At 66.5% G+C, this 17,904-nt stretch carries 20 protein-coding genes; 11 read left to right on the top strand and 9 right to left on the bottom strand.

Annotated features, from left to right (window positions below):
• Positions 1–54: 54 nt before the first annotated feature.
• Positions 55–894 (top strand): universal stress protein, encoded by an 840-nt coding sequence (locus CRJ03_RS17540; protein ID WP_104020158.1) that lies wholly within the window; start codon positions 55–57, stop codon positions 892–894.
• A 297-nt stretch (positions 895–1,191) separates the two neighbouring features.
• Here CRJ03_RS17540 and fnrL read toward each other — a convergent pair whose 3' ends face one another.
• On the bottom strand, positions 1,192–1,953 hold the full coding sequence (gene fnrL, locus CRJ03_RS17535) for a transcriptional regulator FnrL (protein ID WP_104020157.1): 762 nt from the start codon (positions 1,951–1,953) through the stop codon (positions 1,192–1,194).
• A 55-nt stretch (positions 1,954–2,008) separates the two neighbouring features.
• On the opposite strand from fnrL, the gene hemN reads away from it, so the two are divergent.
• The gene (gene hemN / locus CRJ03_RS17530) at positions 2,009–3,364 is read left to right on the top strand and encodes an oxygen-independent coproporphyrinogen III oxidase (protein ID WP_104020156.1); all 1,356 of its coding nucleotides are present in this window, start codon (positions 2,009–2,011) and stop codon (positions 3,362–3,364) included.
• A 146-nt stretch (positions 3,365–3,510) separates the two neighbouring features.
• A complete protein-coding gene (locus CRJ03_RS17525) occupies positions 3,511–4,113 on the top strand; it encodes a glutathione S-transferase (RefSeq protein WP_104020155.1) in 603 nt (200 codons plus the stop codon).
• Between the two features lie 32 nt (positions 4,114–4,145).
• Here CRJ03_RS17525 and CRJ03_RS17520 read toward each other — a convergent pair whose 3' ends face one another.
• Positions 4,146–4,838 (bottom strand): outer membrane protein, encoded by a 693-nt coding sequence (locus tag CRJ03_RS17520; protein ID WP_104020154.1) that lies wholly within the window; start codon positions 4,836–4,838, stop codon positions 4,146–4,148.
• Between the two features lie 225 nt (positions 4,839–5,063).
• On the opposite strand from CRJ03_RS17520, the gene petA reads away from it, so the two are divergent.
• Genes petA through CRJ03_RS17505 form a run of 3 tightly spaced genes read left to right on the top strand, consistent with a single transcriptional unit; the run spans position 5,064 to position 7,818 of the window.
• Positions 5,064–5,624 carry a ubiquinol-cytochrome c reductase iron-sulfur subunit gene (petA, locus tag CRJ03_RS17515; protein ID WP_104020153.1) on the top strand — a complete coding sequence of 187 codons (561 nt, stop codon included), beginning with the start codon at positions 5,064–5,066 and terminating at the stop codon, positions 5,622–5,624.
• Between the two features lie 12 nt (positions 5,625–5,636).
• Positions 5,637–6,959 carry a cytochrome b gene (petB, locus tag CRJ03_RS17510; RefSeq protein WP_104020152.1) on the top strand — a complete coding sequence of 441 codons (1,323 nt, stop codon included), beginning with the start codon at positions 5,637–5,639 and terminating at the stop codon, positions 6,957–6,959.
• Positions 6,960–6,969: 10 nt separating this feature from the next.
• Positions 6,970–7,818 carry a cytochrome c1 gene (locus CRJ03_RS17505; protein WP_104020151.1) on the top strand — a complete coding sequence of 283 codons (849 nt, stop codon included), beginning with the start codon at positions 6,970–6,972 and terminating at the stop codon, positions 7,816–7,818.
• Positions 7,819–7,951: 133 nt separating this feature from the next.
• Here CRJ03_RS17505 and CRJ03_RS17500 read toward each other — a convergent pair whose 3' ends face one another.
• Complete coding sequence (locus tag CRJ03_RS17500) at positions 7,952–9,091, bottom strand: alkane 1-monooxygenase (RefSeq protein ID WP_104020150.1); 1,140 nt, start codon at positions 9,089–9,091, stop codon at positions 7,952–7,954.
• 25 nt (positions 9,092–9,116) lie between these two features.
• On the bottom strand, positions 9,117–10,181 hold the full coding sequence (locus tag CRJ03_RS17495; protein WP_104020149.1) for an A/G-specific adenine glycosylase: 1,065 nt from the start codon (positions 10,179–10,181) through the stop codon (positions 9,117–9,119).
• 81 nt (positions 10,182–10,262) lie between these two features.
• Here CRJ03_RS17495 and CRJ03_RS17490 point away from each other — a divergent pair, with 81 nt between their 5' ends.
• A complete protein-coding gene (locus tag CRJ03_RS17490; RefSeq protein ID WP_104020148.1) occupies positions 10,263–10,790 on the top strand; it encodes a DUF721 domain-containing protein in 528 nt (175 codons plus the stop codon).
• Positions 10,787–11,404 carry a DsbA family protein gene (locus CRJ03_RS17485; RefSeq protein WP_104020147.1) on the top strand — a complete coding sequence of 206 codons (618 nt, stop codon included), beginning with the start codon at positions 10,787–10,789 and terminating at the stop codon, positions 11,402–11,404. The genes CRJ03_RS17490 and CRJ03_RS17485 overlap by 4 nt, the downstream gene beginning before the upstream one ends.
• Before the next feature lie 25 nt (positions 11,405–11,429).
• Here CRJ03_RS17485 and lpxK read toward each other — a convergent pair whose 3' ends face one another.
• From lpxK to CRJ03_RS17470, 3 genes are read right to left on the bottom strand one after another with little or no spacing between them, the layout of a single operon-like run.
• Positions 11,430–12,440, bottom strand: coding sequence for a tetraacyldisaccharide 4'-kinase (gene lpxK / locus CRJ03_RS17480; RefSeq protein ID WP_104020146.1), 1,011 nt, complete (start codon positions 12,438–12,440; stop codon positions 11,430–11,432).
• Positions 12,437–13,672, bottom strand: coding sequence for a 3-deoxy-D-manno-octulosonic acid transferase (locus CRJ03_RS17475; protein ID WP_104020145.1), 1,236 nt, complete (start codon positions 13,670–13,672; stop codon positions 12,437–12,439). The genes lpxK and CRJ03_RS17475 overlap by 4 nt, the downstream gene beginning before the upstream one ends.
• A gap of 6 nt (positions 13,673–13,678) precedes the next feature.
• Positions 13,679–13,921: a DUF4170 domain-containing protein gene (locus CRJ03_RS17470; protein WP_104020144.1), complete on the bottom strand. Its 243-nt coding sequence runs from the start codon at positions 13,919–13,921 to the stop codon at positions 13,679–13,681.
• Between the two features lie 129 nt (positions 13,922–14,050).
• Here CRJ03_RS17470 and CRJ03_RS17465 point away from each other — a divergent pair, with 129 nt between their 5' ends.
• Positions 14,051–14,791, top strand: a complete 741-nt coding sequence (locus CRJ03_RS17465) for a glutamine amidotransferase (RefSeq protein WP_104020143.1) — start codon at positions 14,051–14,053, stop codon at positions 14,789–14,791.
• On the opposite strand, the gene CRJ03_RS17460 is transcribed toward CRJ03_RS17465, so the two are convergent.
• Positions 14,779–15,387, bottom strand: coding sequence for a methyltransferase domain-containing protein (locus CRJ03_RS17460; RefSeq protein ID WP_104020142.1), 609 nt, complete (start codon positions 15,385–15,387; stop codon positions 14,779–14,781). The genes CRJ03_RS17465 and CRJ03_RS17460 overlap by 13 nt on opposite strands.
• The gene (locus CRJ03_RS17455; RefSeq protein ID WP_104020141.1) at positions 15,384–16,040 is read right to left on the bottom strand and encodes a class I SAM-dependent methyltransferase; all 657 of its coding nucleotides are present in this window, start codon (positions 16,038–16,040) and stop codon (positions 15,384–15,386) included. The genes CRJ03_RS17460 and CRJ03_RS17455 overlap by 4 nt, the downstream gene beginning before the upstream one ends.
• A 109-nt stretch (positions 16,041–16,149) precedes the next feature.
• Between CRJ03_RS17455 and CRJ03_RS17450 the strand changes: the two genes are divergently transcribed.
• Together CRJ03_RS17450 and CRJ03_RS17445 are read left to right on the top strand one after the other, a co-directional pair.
• Entirely contained in the window at positions 16,150–17,184 is a 1,035-nt protein-coding gene (locus CRJ03_RS17450; protein WP_104020140.1) for a succinylglutamate desuccinylase/aspartoacylase family protein, read from the top strand.
• Positions 17,184–17,897, top strand: coding sequence for a sulfotransferase family protein (locus tag CRJ03_RS17445; RefSeq protein WP_104020139.1), 714 nt, complete (start codon positions 17,184–17,186; stop codon positions 17,895–17,897). Before CRJ03_RS17450 ends, CRJ03_RS17445 begins: the two co-directional genes overlap by 1 nt.
• Positions 17,898–17,904 lie beyond the last annotated feature (7 nt).

Below are 17,904 nucleotides of genomic sequence, written 5' to 3'. Positions count from 1 at the left end.
CGCCCCTCATGCCCCTAATGTGGTCATATCGAAGCGGATTCAGGGAAATGCACGATGACCTATAACAGCCTATTCACGGTACTGACCGACCCGGCGCTGGTCGATGAGACCCTCACCCATGCCATCGCCGTGGCCGAAGCCAATGACGCGCATCTCGATGCGCTCTGCTTGGGCGTGGACCGAAGCCAGACAGGCTATTACTACGCTGGCGCGAGCGCGGTCGTGCTCCAGGAGACAATCAGCCGTGCGCAGGAAGACGCCGAAGAGATCGACCGGCTGGTGCGCGCGCGTCTCGACAAGAGCACGATTCGCTGGGCCGCCGAGATGGGCGTGGCACAGCTTGCCGATATCGGACGCCATGTCTCGGCGCGGGCGCGGTTTTCGGATCTGGTCACTTTGCCGCAGCCCTATGGCGAGGGGCGCGGTGCCGAACTCGAGGCGGTAACCGAATCGGCGCTCTTCGAGGGGCGCACGCCGGTTCTCGTCGCGCCCAGCAAGGGCGCCCCGACACCGAACCCAAGGCGCATACTTCTGGCCTGGAACGAGAGCCCCGAGGCGCTCGCCGCCACGCGGGCCGCGATGCCGCTCCTGCGCATGGCAGAGACGGTGCATGTGGTGGTGATCGACCCGCCCATGCACGGGCCGAACCGCTCCGATCCCGGTGGGCTTCTGGCGCAGTATCTCGCGCGCCACGGGGTCAAGACCGAGATCGACGTACTGTCGCGCTCGTTGCCGCGGGTCTCGGATGTGCTCTTGCGCCACATGACGGACATGGACGCCGACATGGTGGTGATGGGGGCCTATGGCCATTCGCGCTTTCGCGAGGCAATCTTCGGCGGGGCCACGCGCTACATGCTGGAACAGGCCACGGTGCCGGTGTTCATGGCGCATTGACCCACCGGGCTTCTGGTCGGGAAAGGCGGGGCCGGTCCCGTCGCGCCTTTCCGACCGTCCCCCGCCTGTGAAACCACCCTTGCCCGTCTCCGGAGCCTTGCCGCCGGGAACGCCATCGGTGTCATCGGGGCGCAGGCTGGTCTGAGCAGGCGGCTGCTTCGACCGGTCTGTTAACCTCGACGGGATCGACAGAAATACCGACGCGATACAGCCGGTTTACCGACGCGATGCAGACAGGCATTTTGGGTTGTTAACCAATCTCTTGGCACTGATTCGGCCCCGGCTGAACCAATGACCTCAGACCAGCAGCCCACCATCGCTGTCGTCGCCCGCCTCTTCCAGCAGGCGGCCCATGTCAGGGATGGTCACCCGGCGCTTGCCCTCAAGCGAGATCACCCCGTCCTTCTTGAGCGCCGAGACCTGGCGGCTGACGGTCTCAAGCGTCAATCCGAGGTAATCGGCCATCGCCTCGCGCGTGAGCGGCAGGTCAAAGACAAGCGGGCCGCGCATCCCCTGCATCGAGAGCGCGGCGTCGCGCCGCGCGATGATCGCGATAAGCGAGGCGATCTTTTCCCGCGCGGTCTTGCGGCCCAGCACCAGCATCCATTCGCGCGCCGCGTCCAGCTCGTCGAGCGTCATTTCCAGCAGGCGCTGCGCGATGTGGGGCGTGCGAACCATCATTTGCTCGAACGGTTTGCGACGAAAACAGCACATCACCATATCCGTGGTCGCCACCACGTCATAGGCGGCGCACTCGCGCCCCGGGCGACCCACGAAATCGCTGGGCAGAAGCAGGCCCACCATCTGCGTGCGCCCGTCCTCCATCGTCTGCGTGAGCGTGGCGATCCCCGAAACGACGGAGGCGACGAAATCCATCTGGTCCCCGGACCAGATAACCGTCTGCCCGGCCTCGAAGTTGCGGTAATACTTGATCTGCTCGAGCAACTCGAGCTCGTCAGACTCGCACCGTGCACAGACGGCGCGGTGCCGGATCGGGCAGTCGCCGCAATCTACCGGCGCGCAATGCGCGATTTTTTCGCTGATTGCCAACTTTGCCATCCAAGGGTTGATCTGAGTCAAGGAGTTTACGTTTTCGGACTGTAAACGTCGACACATGGATACGCAAACCGAACTCGCTCGACTGGGTCTTTTTGATGCCAAGGTGCCTCGCTACACCAGCTACCCCACCGCGCCGCATTTCAGCCGGTCGGTGGGGCCGGGTGACTTCACCGACTGGATCGCCGCTATTCCGGCTGGCTCCGAGGTGTCGCTCTACGTGCACGTGCCCTTCTGCCGCAGGCTGTGCTGGTTCTGCGCCTGCCGCACGCAAGGCACCCAGAGCGATGCGCCGGTGATCGCCTATCTAGAGACGCTCAAGACCGAGATCGCCATGCTGGGCCGCCTGCTGCCCGATGGTGTGCGGCTCTCGCGGCTGCACTGGGGCGGTGGCACGCCGACGCTTCTTCAGCCTTCGATGATGACCGAGCTGGCGGGGGCGATTCGCGAGATCGCACCGTTCACCGAGGCCACAGAGTTCTCGGTCGAGATCGACCCCAACGAGATCGACGGGCCGCGCCTCGACGCCCTCGCCGCGGCAGGCATGAACCGCGCCTCCATCGGGGTGCAGGATTTCGACGAGGACATCCAGAAAAGCATCGGTCGCCTGCAAAGCTACGACATCACTCGATGGGCTACCGAGGAAATCCGTGCAAGGGGTGTGGCGAGCCTCAATGCCGACATTCTCTACGGTCTGCCGCACCAGACCAAGGCGCGAATCACCGAGAGCGTGCAGAAGCTCCTGTCGCTCAACCCTGACCGTGTGGCGCTCTATGGCTATGCACATGTGCCGTGGATGGCCAAGCGCCAGCAGATGATCCCTTCGGACGCTCTGCCCACCCCACAAGAACGCCTTGCCCTCTTCGACACCGCCAGGCGGCTGTTTCTCTGGGACGGGTATGACGAGATCGGCATCGACCATTTCGCCACCAAGGATGACGGGCTGAGCATTGCACAAAAGACCGGACGCCTGCGCCGCAATTTCCAGGGCTATACCGACGACACGTCGGATGTGCTGATCGGTCTCGGCGCATCCTCGATCTCGCGCTTTCCGCAAGGATACGCGCAGAACGCACCCGCCACCGGGGCCCATACCGGCGCGATCCGCGAGGGGCGGTTTTCCACCACGCGCGGTCATGTCTTCTCGCCCGAGGATCGGATGCGCGGCCGGATGATCGAGATGCTGATGTGCGATTTCCGCGTCGACGCGGAGGAGATCACGCGCGATTTCGCCATCGCCCCAGCCGCGCTGCACGACCTGTTGTCAGAGGTTGACCAGGCCTTTGCCGGTCATCTGAAGCTGGACGAGACCGGCCTGTTCATCCCGCCGGAGGCACGCCCGCTCACCCGGATGATCGCACGGCAGCTCGACGCGTACGAGGTCAATGCCGAAGGTCACAGCTCGGCGATCTAGGGAATACCGCTCAAGAGTCGGTTCCGGTGTTGAGCAACATCCCTTTTAGACTGTTGCCACGGTAGGCCCGTTAGCGGCCAGCCGCGCTTTACACCCCGGCCCTGCGCGCCTAGCGTCTGCGCGACACCTGCAAAGAGGGCCGAACCATGCAACTCATCGCCTCCCCACTCTCTCCTTTCGTGCGCAAGGTGCGCGTGCTGTTGCATGAGACCGGCCTCGCCCAGCAGGTCGAGGTGGTAAACCTCGTGACAACCCCGATCGAAACCGATCCGCGCGCCGCCACGGCCAACCCCTTGGGCAAGATCCCCGCGCTGGTGCGCGAGGACGGCGCCACGCTCTATGACAGCCGGGTCATCACCCGATACCTTGATGACCTCTCGGGGGCCGGGCTCTACCCCGAGGCGCGACTGTGGGAAGTCCTGACGCTCGAAGCTACCGCCGAGGGCATCATGGAAGCTGCCGTTCTGATGACCTACGAGGGCCGCTTTCGCCCCGAAGACATGCAATACGCCCCTTGGGTCGAGGCGCAATGGGCCAAGATCGCCCGCGCGCTCGATGCGCTCGAAGCGCGGTGGATGAGCCACCTCTCTGGTCGGCTGGACATGGGCCATATCGCCACGGGCTGCGCGCTGGGATATCTCGATTTCCGCCATGACGGGCGCGGCTGGCGGCAGGGGCACCCGGCGCTGGCCGACTGGTTCACCGCGTTTGCGCAGCGTGAAAGCATGACAGCGACGGCCCCCGCCTGACCGGTGCCGTCGCAGAACCCGCCGACGCTGCCTCAGAAGCTGTAGCTGATTCCCACGTTTATCGCATGAGTCACGAGCTCTGTCTTGAGCTTGCCCGCGCTCTGCCCGGCAACGGTCGGGTCCGGGTCGATGGTGGCGTCGTTGTCGGACCACGTGATCTGGTACTCGCCAAAGAGCGCCCACTTGTCGGTAATCGCGTATTTCAGCCCGGCGATGCCACGCAGGGCGGGGCCCGTGGCCTCGAAATCAAAGGTGCGCCCCGTGGCGCCGGTCACCTTGATGTCCACGTGCGGGATGGCCACGCCGACCCCGGCCCCGACATATGGCGTGAATCGCGGCGTCTTGGCAAAAGCACCGGGAAAACGCTTCATCACGTTGGCGGTGAGGATGTTGTGCCCATCGGTGAATTCGAGCTTGTCGACGCCCAGCGCGGCGCGGTCAGAGGCCGAGGCGATGGCCTTGGCATGGGTACCCTCGATGCCGAAGCCGAAATCGTTCTGCATCCACCACGTGGCGCGACCGCCGTAATAGAGCGGGTTGTCGAACGGCTTCACCCGCCAGTCGATGTCGCGGCTCACCGGCGCGGCCGCCCCCGGCAGGCGCACCGAGTCACTGTCGCTGTGGGCGCTCTGCGTGCCAAGATAGAGGCTCAGCTCTAGTTCGGCGGCGGCAGGTGTAGCCATCAGCATGAGCGCTGCGGCGGCGACTTTGATAGAATCGAGCATGTCCGGGACCTTGCACTACGAGGGAATACGCGTCTAATGCGTCCTTATACCCGGAAATGCCCACCGACAAGCGCGACACAATCGCGCTTCGATCACATCTTGGGGCGCAGCAGGCTGGACGCCTTGCCAAAGCCTCGCTAAATAGCCGCAGAGTGAAGGTCGGGGAGAGTCCCCGGACAAAACCTCATGAGGCCGTGACCGCCACTGACAGAATGGAGTAACCTCGTGTCCCACGCAGAAGATCACGAAGGCACCCGGAGGGATTTCCTCTACTACGCCACAGCAGGGGCGGGTGCCGTCACCACAGGAGCGGCGATCTGGCCGCTGGTCAACCAGATGAACCCGTCGGCGGATGTGCAGGCCCTGTCCTCGATCCGTGTCGATGTGGGCGGGGTCGATCCGGGCACGCAGATCAGCGTCAAGTTCCTCGGCAAGCCGGTCTTCATCCGTCGCCGCACGGAAAAGGAAATCGAGGCGGCGCGTTCGGTGGACCTGTCGGAACTGCCCGACACCAACGCGCAGAACCGCAACGACATGTCGCTGTCCGCCGCCGACCAGAACCGCACGTTGGACGAGGCGGGCGAATGGCTGGTGATGATCGGCGTCTGCACCCACCTGGGCTGCGTGCCGATCGGCGATGGCGCCGGTGACTTCGGCGGCTGGTTCTGCCCCTGCCACGGCTCTCACTACGACACCGCGGGACGCATCCGCAAAGGCCCCGCGCCCGAGAACCTCTGGATTCCCGTGGCCGAATTCGTCGACGATACGACGATCCAACTGGGATAAGGAAACGCGCACATGTCCGGAATTCCACACGATCATTACGAGCCCAAGACGAACGGCGAGAAGTGGCTGCACAATCGTCTGCCCATCGTCGGGCTGCTCTATGACACCATCATGATTCCCACCCCCAAGAACCTCAACTGGATGTGGATCTGGGGGATCGTCCTGACCTTCTGCCTCGTGTTGCAGATCGTCACGGGCATCATCCTCGCGATGCATTACACGCCGCATGTCGACATGGCCTTTGCCTCGGTCGAGCATATCATGCGCAACGTGAATGGCGGGCATTTCATCCGCTACCTGCACATGAACGGTGCCTCGCTGTTCTTTGTCGCGGTCTACCTGCACATCTTCCGCGGGCTCTATTACGGCTCTTACAAGGCCCCGCGCGAGGTCACCTGGATCATCGGCATGCTGATCTACCTCGCGATGATGGGCACCGCCTTCATGGGCTACGTTCTGCCCTGGGGTCAGATGTCGTTCTGGGGGGCCACGGTGATCACCGGTCTCTTTGGCGCGATTCCCTTCATCGGCGAAGCGATCCAGACTTGGCTTCTCGGCGGACCGGCGGTGGACAATGCCACGCTCAACCGCTTCTTCTCGCTGCACTACCTGCTGCCCTTCGTGATCGCGGCGCTGGTGGCGCTGCATATCTGGGCGTTCCACACCACCGGCAACAACAACCCCACCGGGGTGGACGTGCGCCGCGGCTCCAAGACCGAGGCCCAGAAGGACACCGTGTCGTTCTGGCCCTATTTCGTGATCAAGGATCTTTTCGCCCTCGCGGTGATCATGGTGATCTTCTTCGCGATCGTCGGGTTCATGCCCAATTACCTCGGGCATCCCGACAACTATATCGAGGCCAACCCGCTCCTCACGCCCGCGCATATCGTGCCGGAATGGTATTTCCTGCCCTTCTACGCGATCCTGCGCGCCTTTACCTCCGACGTCTGGGTGGTGATGTTCGCAAGCTGGATCACCGGCGGGATCATCAATGCCAAGTTCTTCGGTGTGCTGGCGATGTTCGGCTCCATCATCGTGATGGCGCTGGCGCCGTGGCTCGATACCTCCTCGGTGCGCTCGGGACGGTACCGGCCGATGTTCAAATGGTGGTTCTGGCTTCTGGTTGTCGATTTCGTGGTGCTGATGTGGGCCGGTGCGATGCCCGCAGAGCCGCCGTATTCCATCATCTCGCTCATCGGTGCGGCCTACTGGTTCGCCTACTTCCTGGTGATACTGCCGCTTCTGGGCGTAATCGAGAAACCCGAGGCACAGCCTGCCACCATCGAAGACGATTTCGATGCACATTATGGCAAGGCCCAAACGCCCGCCGAATGAGAAAGGACGGATGACAATGTTCAGAAAAACAGGCATTGCGGCCCTCGCGGCCCTGTCCCTCTCGACCGGCGGCGCATTCGCCGCCGGGGGTGAGGGGCATATCGAGGATGTGGCCTTCTCTTTCGAGGGGCCCTTCGGCAAGTTCGACCAGTTGCAGTTGCAGCGTGGCCTCAAGGTCTACACGCAGGTCTGCTCGGCCTGCCACGGGCTGCAATACGTGCCGCTGCGTACGCTTGCCGATGAGGGCGGGCCGCACCTGCCCGCTGACCAGATGCGCGCCTATTCCGAGCAATTCGAGGTCTATGACGACGATCTCGACGATTTCCGGACCGCGAAGCCGACGGATCATTTCCCGATGTCGCAGCTGGAAAGCGCACCGGACCTGTCGCTCATGGCGAAGAAGCGCGCCGGGTTCCACGGCCCCTACGGCACCGGGCTCTCGCAGCTCTTCAACGGCATGGGCGGACCGGAGTACATCTACTCGCTGATGACCGGCTATCACGAGTCGCCGGAATGTGCTCCCGAGGACTTCCCTGGCTCCTACAACTCTGCCTTTACCGCCGGCGGGTACCCCGATGAGTGCAAGGACGAGCACGGCCACCCGACCGTGCCCGGAAGCTGGATTTCCATGGCACAGCCACTCTGGGGCGACGATGTCGAATTCGACGACGGCACCGCGGCGACGCTGGAGCAGGAGGCCGAGGATGTTGCCGCCTTCCTGATGTGGACGGCAGAGCCCAAGATGATGGCGCGCAAGGACGCGGGCCTGACGGGCGTGATCTTCCTCACCGTGCTGTCGGTGCTGCTCTACCTCACCAACAAGCGGATATGGAAACCGATCAAGCACCGCAAAGGGTGACACCGGCTCCGCAACTCTGACACGGCAAGGCCCCCGCCCGATCGGCGGGGGCCTTCTTTCTGGGACGCCTCCATTTCTTCTTGGGGCAAATACTCCACCCCGACGCTGCCGACCGCCGATCCCGCCTGACAGTTCAGCGCGGCATCGGATTGGCCGCCTTGTTATAGGCGCGCCAGTCGGTGATCTCGGGGTAGTACATCTGCCGCCAGCGTCGCACGCGCGGGTTCATGATCCGTCGCCACAGCCGCGGCACCATCGCCGCCATCGTCATGATCGGGTAGCCGTGGGGAAGCTGAGGCGCCTCATCCGCTCCGTAATTCTGCAACAGCGGGAAGCGGCGGTCGGGCTTGTAGTGGTGGTCGGAATGGCGTTGCAGGTTGATGAGCAGCCAGTTCGATGCCTTGTGCGCCGCGTTCCAGCTATGGCGCGGCTGCACATGCTCGTACTTGCCATCGCCCAGATGCTTGCGCGTGAGCCCGTAATGCTCGATGTAATTCACCAGTTCCAATTGCCAGACGGCAACGAAGGCCTGCAACAGGAACAGCAGCAACCCCACACCGCCACCAATCAGAACCGCCAGCAACAGCATGAATCCCTGCATGGCCCAGTAGCGCCAGAACGGATTGCGCGCATCGGTCCATCCGCGCCCCTTGCGCGCCAGCTTCTCGCGCTCGGCACGGAACGCCGATTGCCAGCATTGCCGCAGCACCCGTGGAAAGAACCGATGGAACCCCTCGTTATATCGCGCCGTCACCGGGTCGCGCGGCGTGCCAACATAGCGATGGTGCACCAGGAGATGCTCGGACCGGAAATGCGAATAGAGCACCATCGCCAGCAGCACATCGCCCAGGAACCGCTCGCCACGATCCTTCTGGTGCATCAATTCGTGGCTGTAATTGATCCCCACCGTGCCGGTGACCACGCCAACCCCAAACAACAGCACGATCGTCTCCAGCGCCCCGAGATGCGCGTCCCCCGGCCCGGTGACATACCAGATCATCCAGTAGAGCAGCGCGAATTGCACCGGCACCCAGGCGAGCGTGATCGCGCGATACCAGGTCAGCCGGTCCTCGGGCGTCGCCGGATCCGCATTCTCGGTGTAGAGCCCGAGAAACGCGTCGAGCAACGTAAAGAAATACCACGTAACCACTGGCAGCAGGATCACTGTCCAGCCACCGTGGAGCGCCCCAAGGAGCGCGACGGGAACAAGCAGGAACGACATCCAGAATGGCAACACACGCTGGAACCGGGCGACCTGATCGGCGGGTATCATGGGATTGTCCTCGCGATTGCGCGTATCACTGCCCCCCAGTGTCGAACGCCGTCCGTGCTAGGTCAAATACCTTTCGCATCACGGTGGGCAGCTCCGAGGGGCGAAACGCCGCAGACGGCAGGAAATCTCCGCGCTCAGGCGCAGCCTCGTGCCCCACTTCGGCGACATGCACACGCAGCCGCAGATGGAAATGGGTAAAGGTGTGCCGCGCCTCGACACCAATGTCGCGCCAATGCGCAGCGACCGGCGGGGCGGGGACGGGATCCATTCCCCAATCGCTGCCCGGCCAGCCCAGCATCCCGCCCAGCAGACCACTTTCCGCCCGCCGCTCCAGCAACCACGCGCCATCGCTGCGCCGCGCGACATAGGCATGGCCCAGCCGCAGCGGCTTGGCCTTCTTCGGGGCCTTCGCGGGCAGATCGGCGGCCACGCCGGTCGCGCGGCCCGCGCATGCCGCCATCCACGGGCAGACCCCGCAGGCGGGCGCGCGCGGCGTGCAGACCGTCGCGCCCAGATCCATCACCGCCTGCGCGTAGTCACCGGACCGATCCGCTGGTGTGAGCCACGCGGCCGCGGCGCGAATCACCGGCTTGGCGGCGGGCAGCGGCGTGCGGATATCCCACAGCCGCGCCATCACCCGCTCGACATTGCCATCCACCACCACCTCTGGCCGGTCAAAGGCAATGGCCGCGATCGCGGCGGCGGTGTAAGGGCCGATGCCGGGCAACGCCATCAGGCCCTCGCGATTGTCGGGAAAGCACCCGGCGTGATCGGCCACCACCACGCGCGCGCATTTCAACAGGTTGCGTGCCCGGGCGTAATATCCCAGCCCCGCCCATTCCCCCATCACCTGCGCGTCGTCTGCCGCTGAAAGATCGGCGACGGTGGGCCACAACGCGGTGAACCGCTCGAAATAGCCGCGCACGGCGGCCACCGTGGTCTGTTGCAGCATCACCTCCGACAGCCACACACGGTAAGGGTCGGGCCAGAGCCCGGCTGCCCGGTCGCGCGGCCCCACGCGCCACGGCAAGTTGCGGGCATGGGTGTCATACCACGCCAGCAGGGCGTCCGGATCGGCATATTCACGCACGGTTTATCCCCTCGCCTGCAATCGGGTCTGGTATCCCCTGCCACATGACATAGATTAGCGCCACGAGGGAGGGTGCCAAGCATGGCCGCAGCCGCGCGCGGATCACGAGGCTTCAAACGCACCTCGGCGCTGTTGCAGCCGAGCATCCGTCGCGTCTCGGAACAGCGCGGCTTTGCGCAGTCACGCCTGCTCACCCACTGGCCCGAGATCGCCGGCGACACGATCGCCGCCATCGCCCGCCCCGTCGAGGTGTCCTATGCCCGGCAGGGGATGGGGGCCACGCTCACCATCCTCACCACAGGCGCACAGGCCCCCATGCTCGAGATGCAGAAGGAGGTTCTGCGCGAACGGATCAACGCGGTCTATGGCTACAACGCCATCTCGCGCATACGCCTGACGCAGACATCGCCCACCGGCTTTGCCGAGGGACAGGCGGATTTCACGCATCGCGAGCCGCCCCACACCCCCGCCGACCCTCCGCCCGAGGTGGCGGCCCGGGCGCACGACATGACCGCCCCGGTGGCCGACAAGGATCTGCGCGCCGCGCTGGAACGGCTCGCGCGCAACGTATTGACCAGACCGACACGAACAAAAGGATCATCCGGATGAAACATCTCTTCGCCGCGGGCGTGCTCGCGCTTGCCACCCTGATCTCACCCGCGCAGGCACAGGAGGAAAGCACCGCGACCACCGCGCCCGAGATCACCGAAATGGCCCTCGGTCCCGAGGACGCCAGCGTGACGGTGATGGAATACGCCTCCTTCACCTGCCCGCATTGCGCCAATTTCCACAAGGGGCCGTTCAAACAGCTCAAGGCCGACTATATCGACACCGGCAAGGTGCGTTTCGTCTATCGCGACGTGTATTTCGACCGGTTCGGTCTCTGGGCGTCGATGGTCGCGCGCTGCGGCGGCGGGGAAAAATTCTTCGGCATCGCCGACGTGCTCTACGAGCAGCAGCGCGAATGGACGCAGGGCGACCCGGCCACCATCGCCGATAACCTGCGCCGCATCGGCAAGGTGGCGGGGATCGCGCCCGACGCGGTCGAGGCCTGCCTCAACGACCGCGACAAGGCGCAGGCGCTGGTCGGCTGGTACCAGGAAAACGCCCAGGCGCACGAGGTGAATTCCACCCCCACGCTCATCATCGACGGGCAGAAATACTCCAACATGCCCTATGACGAGCTCAAGGCCATCATCGACGAGAAGCTGGCGGCCGGATAAGCGCTGGCATGGGCGGCGCGGCGCCTCAGCGTGGCGCGCCGCCGATTCCGCAGCGGTCGAGCGCCGCGTCGAACGGCCCCCAATCCGCCACATCGAGCCGCACCGGCACCACCATCACCTGCCGCCGCAGATCGGCAGGCAGGCGGACCGCGTCCTTTTCCGTGGTCACGGGCTGCGCGCCGCTCTGCGCCGCCTCGCGCAGCAACCGCGCCATCAGCGCCCGCGTCAGCGGCTGATGATCGGACAGCGCCACCTCGCGCACCGGCTCTGCCCCAAGCGCGCGCAGCGTCGCAAAGAACTTGGCCGGATGACCGATCCCCGCAAAGGCCAATACCCGCGCACCGGTCCAGTCCATACCAGTCTGCAACGGTGCCAGCCGCGCGCGGATATGCGGCACGGTGATGGCGCCTCCCCATCGGTTGGCAAACACCTCCTGCGCCGCCGCATCCCCGACCGACAGGACCAGGTCGGCCCGCGCCATGCCCGTCGCCACCGGCTCGCGCAGCGGCCCGGCGGGCAGGCAACGCCCGTTGCCGAACCCGCGCGCGGCATCCACCACGAGGATCGAGATGTCCTTGGCAAGCGCCGGATCTTGGAACCCGTCATCCATCACGATGCAATCCGCCTGCCCCCCAGCGCAAATCGCACGGGCGCCGGCCACGCGATCGCGCGCCACCCACGTGGGCGCGAAGTCCGCCGCCAGCAGCGGCTCGTCGCCCACGTCCCCGGCGCTGTGCATTTTCGGATCGACACCCACCGGCCCGGCCAGCCGCCCGCCATGCCCGCGCGACAGGATCGCCGGGGCAAAGCCCCGGTCACGCAGCCGCATCACCACCGCCTGCACCGTCGGCGTCTTGCCGGTGCCGCCCGCGTTGATGTTGCCCACGCAGATCACCGGCACCGGTGCCTGCCAGCCGCCGCCCCGCGCCAGCCGTCGCGCCGTCGCCCGGGCATAGAGCGCGCCCAGCGGTGCCAGCAGCCGCGCGCGCAGGCCGGGCCGCTCCGGCGGCGCGTCCCAGAACGCGGGGGGCCTCATGTCTCCGCCGCCGCGCGCCGGTCGAGCGTGTCGAGCACCATCTCCACCACCTGGTCTGTCACCTCGGCCCCGCGAGAGGCCACCTCCCACGCCGCATGCGCCATGGTCGCCGCACGATCCGGTGGCAGCAGTGCCTGCACCGCTACGGCAAGCGTGTCAGTGTCCCGAACGATCCGTGCGGCCCCGGCCTCGGCATAGCGCGAATAGCGGTGCAGATAGCGCGCCACATTCGGCCCGTAGAGGATAGCCGAGCCATGCGCGGCGGGTTCGTCTGGATCGCGCCCGTGATGACCGGAGACAAGCGACGAGCCCATGAAACAGATCGGCGCCAGCCGGTACCACAGCCCCATCTCGCCGCTTGTGTCGGCGAGGATCACCTGCGTCGTCTCGTCGGGCAGCGCACCTTCGGACCAGGTGATGTATCGCCACCCCTGCGCCGCGATTCGTTCCGCGATCCCGGCGCTCTGCTCGGGGTCGTCGGGCACCACGATCAGCACACAGCGATGCGCCGCGCGACTCGCCTCGCGATGCGCGCCCAGCACGGTTTCGATCTCGTCTGGCTGCACCATTGCCGCGAGCCACACGGGCCGCGTGCGCATGAGCCGCGCGAGGGTCTCGTGATCGTCCTCGCGATAGGGCAACGCCAGCGCTTCCTCCTGAAGCACACCGGTCACGTGTACGCGGGCCGGGTCCGCACCCATCCGCCGCGCCTGACGCGCCGCCGCCTCGTCGCGTGCGTGTATCTCGGTGAATTCGGCCAGTACCGCGCGCGGCAGGTCGCGCAGCCAGGGCCAGCGCGACCGCTCCAGCAGCGCCTCCTCGGCATCCACGAGGCACAGCGGCACGCCCTCGCGCGCCGCGCAGATCAGCAGCGCCGGTCGCAAGTCGCCGCCGCTCCACAGGCACAGGTCGGGCCGCCAATGGTTGAGGAAGACCTCCGCCGCCGGGATGGTATCGGGCGGAAGCGCCTGGCGGATGGCCGGGCCGCGCAGCGCGCGCCCCTCCGCATCCGCCCCCGCCCCGTCGGCAGGCATAGTCATCACCATCGAGATGTCCGGGCGGTGCTGCGCCAGCTGCCGCGCCAGCCCCGCGAGCGCGCGCGCGCGCGCCATGTCCACCGCATGGGCCCAGACCACACGACCGCCGGGCCGGGGCCTGTCGGGCGGGGCACCTGCCTGTCCACCGCGCCGCGCGAGCGCGAGATAGGCCGCAAGGCCCAGCGAACGCCTCATGGCCGCCTAGCCAAGCTCTTCGGTGGACGAGGCTTCGCGCTCTTCGTCGCGCAGCCGGTGAAGGTGGGCAATGAAATAGCGCGTGTGCGCGTTGTCCACCGTGCGCTGCGCCTCGGCCTTCCAGGCGTCGTGGGCGCTCGCGTAATCGGGGAAAATTCCCACGATGTGCAGGTCGTTCACGTCGCGGAATTCGGTGCGCGACGGATCGACCAGCTCACCGCCGAAGACAAGGTGAAGACGTTGGGGCATGGTGGGATCCTCGCTGTTGCAGGCACGCGCGCACCCTATCCCTTTCATCCGCGGAATCAAGCCGCGCCCGCGCGCGCTTGACGGGACCGCCCGCCCGGGGCAAGCCTGTCGCAGCAGCCGGAGCCGCCGATGACCAAGCCCTTTCTCGTCCTGCAATTGCGCCCCGAGACCGAAGCCGCCGACGACGAATTCACCGCCATCCTGCGCAAGGGCGGGTTGGCAAACGATCGCGTGCGCCGCATCCGCCTCGATCAGCAATCGCTGCCCGCCGACCTGCGGCTTGCCGACCATGCCGGGGTGATCGTCGGCGGCGGCCCCGGCTGCGTGAGCGACGCGCCGAACGAGAAATCCCCCGTCGAGGCGCGCATCGAGGATCAGGTGCTGTCGCTCATGCCCGCAATCACCGGGGGCGACCTGCCGTTTCTCGGCTGTTGCTACGGCATCGGCATCCTCGGCAAGCACCTGCGCGCCGACGTGAGCAAGCGCGCCCATGGCGAGCCGGTGGGCACCGCCGAATGCGCCCTCACAGACGAGGGCGCCGACGACCCGCTACTTGCCGGCCTGCCCGCGCAGTTCAGCGCCTTCGTCGGCCACAAGGAGGCGCTGCAGGAACTGCCCTCGGGCTGCACTCATCTCGTCGCCTCGCCCACGTGCCCATTCCAGATGGTGCGTTACGGGCGCAACGTCTATGCCACGCAGTTTCACCCCGAGGCTGACGCCGCCGGGTTCGAAACGCGCATCCGCATCTACCGACACAAGGGCTATTTCGCCCCCGAGACAGCGGATGACCTCATCGCCATGTGCCGCGCCGCGGATGTCCACGCGCCCGAGCGCATCTTGCGCCGCTTCGTCGCCCGCTACGGGGACTGATCCCCGCGCCGGAACACCGCCATCTGACTTGCGCCGCCGAGGTCGGGATGCGCGCCGCATATATCGCGAAACGTCACCGTATAGCCATTGCGCGCCGCCACCCCCCGCCCCCAGCGGGCAAAGCGCGCCCGGTCCCATTCGAAATGGTGATCGGGGTGGCGAAAGCGGTGCGGTGGCACACCGAGGACGGGGTTGTACTCGGCATTGGGCGTGGTCACGATCACGTGGCCAGGCCGCATCCCGCCAAACAGCGCACGCTCCAGCCGGTTGATATCCGCTTGCGGCAGGTGCTCGATCACCTCGACGAGGCAGGCGCAGTCATAGCCCGCCAGATTGGAATGCGCCTGCGTGAGCGAGGCGCAGGCCAGTTGTACCCGCGCGCGCCCCGCAGGCAACCCGGCCAGCCGCGTTTGCGCGCGCCGGAGCCGTTCGGCGTCAATCTCGATCCCGGTGACCCGCCCGATCCCCGCCACGCCCGCCAGCCGCAGCACCAGATCGCCATCGCCACAGCCCAGGTCGAGCACCGTGCGCGCACCGGTCTCTGTCACGGTCGCAACCACGGTTGCCAGCCGTTCCTCGTGCAGGATCGTGGTCATGGGCCCGGCACCCGCAAGAGCGCCACGTCCTTGCACGGCACCTCGCAGAACCAGCCACGCGCGGCGGCGAGCGTGGCAAAGGTCTCGGCGCGATAGAACACCACGTGGGTGGGGTCCTTGCGGTAATGCCAGCCGCCGAACCGCGCATCATCGGTCTGGAAGCAGGTCATCACCGCCAGCCAGCCACCCGGGCGCAGCATCGCGCCCAGCCGGTCGAATTCCTCCGCAGGGCGGTGGAAATGCTCGGCCACCTCGGTGCAGGTGATGAAATCATAGGAATCGGCCAGCGGCGTGGGATCGGGGGCGTAGAAGGGATCAAAGAGCGCCACCGCGTGCCCCGCCTCGCGCAGCATCGCGGCCAGCGCCGGGCCCGGGCCGCAGCCGTAATCGAGCCCCCGCGCGCCGGGCGCGAGCCGCGCAAGAAGCGGCGAGGCGAGGCGGTCGAGGAACCGGCGGTAGCCCGGATCGTCCACCGCGTTCTCGTGCCGGTCATACTCGGCCCGCTCGGTGGCGGCATCGGGGTAATGGCCGGGGTTCATCCCGCGCGCCCCGCAGGCGTCGCAGCGCCAGTATCCCTTGCCGTCGAACAGCCCGAAATCCGCGAGCCTCTCGGCGCGGCAGACGGGGCATCGGGCGGGCAAGAGGGATTGCATAACCCCGCTTAGCGACGCGGCGGCACGCGATCAAGCGGGGCACGGCATGGACAGCCGCACCGCGATTGCCTAAGCCTCCATAGAACCACGCACGGCAAAGAGGCGGCACATGGCGCGGCGCACCCATTTCGAGATCGGCGGCCAGCAGGTCGCACCGGGCACCCGCGCCCGCGTCGACATCCCCGTGAGCCAGCTTTCCAATCACACGCCGGTGCATCTCTCGGTCGAGGTGATCCACGGGCGGCGCAAGGGGCCGGTTCTGTTCGTGTCGGCGGCAATCCACGGCGACGAGGTGATCGGGGTTGAGATCGTGCGCCGCCTGCTGCGCGCCACGCCGCTGCGGTCGATGGCAGGCACGCTGCTGGCGGTGCCGATCGTCAACACCTTCGGATTTCTCAACCATTCGCGCTACCTGCCCGACCGGCGCGACCTCAACCGCGTCTTTCCGGGCCTCTCGGCGGGGTCGATGGCCTCGCAACTGGCGCATATCTTCATGGAAGAGGTGGTACGCCGCTCCGACGTCGGGATCGACCTGCACTCGGCGGCGATCCACCGCTCCAACCTGCCGCAGATCCGCCTCACGCCCGACAACGAGCGGCTGGCCGATCTCGGTGCCGCCTTCGGTGCGCCGGTGATGATGGAATCCAGCCTGCGCGACGGCTCGCTGCGCATGGCCGCAGAGGAGGCGGGCGTCGACGTCCTGCTCTACGAGGGCGGCGAGGGGTTGCGTTTCGACGAGGCGGCGGCGCGCGCCGGGGTGGCGGGCACGCTGCGGGTGATGCGCCGGCTGGGCATGATCGCGGCCAAGGGCGTGCCGCGGGCCAAGGCACGACCTGTACGCGCACGCACCTCGTCGTGGTATCGCGCGCCGCGCGGCGGGCTGTTTCGCGGCTTCGTGGGGCTCGGGGATGCGGTCGCGCCGGGCACCGTGCTGGGAGCGGTGGCAAATGCCTTCGGCGATGTCGAGAGCGAGATCGTCAGCGACCAGACCGGCATCCTGATCGGACGCACGAACATGCCGGTGGTCTACGAGGGCGACGCGCTCTTTCACGTCGCCGAAACCGCCCGCGCCGCGGCCGCCGCCGAGGGCATCAGCGCCCATCTCGACGTGGGCGCGCTCTTCGATGAGGACGAAATCATCTGATGACCGACGGACGCCGCACCACCGACCTCAACGACGTGGCCTTCGCCGTGATCCGCGCGCGGATGCGGCTGCATTTCCTCTTCACGCCCAAGGGCGACCGGCAGGCGGCCAAGTATTTCGTGATCGGCCACCCACGCTGCGGCACCACCTCGCTGCACAAGCTGTTCGAGGCCAACGGGTTGCGCAGCTACCATGACTCGAAGGACTGGCAAACCGGGCGCTTCGACGCGTTCTCTGATTTCGGGCAGGTGCGCCCGGTGGCGGCCTACGACCGGACCTATCCCAACGCCCGGTTCATCCTCAATTTCCGGCCCCTGCGCCCCTATCTCGTCAGCATCGCCGCACATCACCAGAAGGTGTTCAGCGTGCAGAACTTCATCAACGAGGCGCACCGCCGCGCAGACTGGTTCGCCTGGGTGCTGACGCATTTCGAGGGGCGGCGTGATTTCATGGCCGTGAATATCGAGGCCGAGGGCGCGCTGCCTGCCGTGGCCGATCACTTCGGCCTCACCCGCCCCGAGCCCGAGGGCGGCAGCCGTCACAACATGGGCCAGCGCCCCCGCTTGGCCGAGAACGCCGCCAATATCGAGGCCGCGCTCGACGCTCTGGGCCTGGCCGACGAGGCCGCGCAAGGCGTGCTCGTCTCACGTTTGCACGGGCCGCGGCAGGCCGCGCTCACCCGCGCGCGCGACAGCGTGCGCGTGGTGGAGTGAACGCCCT

Origin of the sequence: Roseovarius nitratireducens, assembly GCF_002925845.1 — a bacterium.
GTDB classification, from domain to species: Bacteria; Pseudomonadota; Alphaproteobacteria; order Rhodobacterales; family Rhodobacteraceae; genus Roseovarius; species Roseovarius nitratireducens.
Note: the sequence above shows the minus strand (reverse complement) of the source record. Positions and strands in the feature narration are given on the sequence as shown.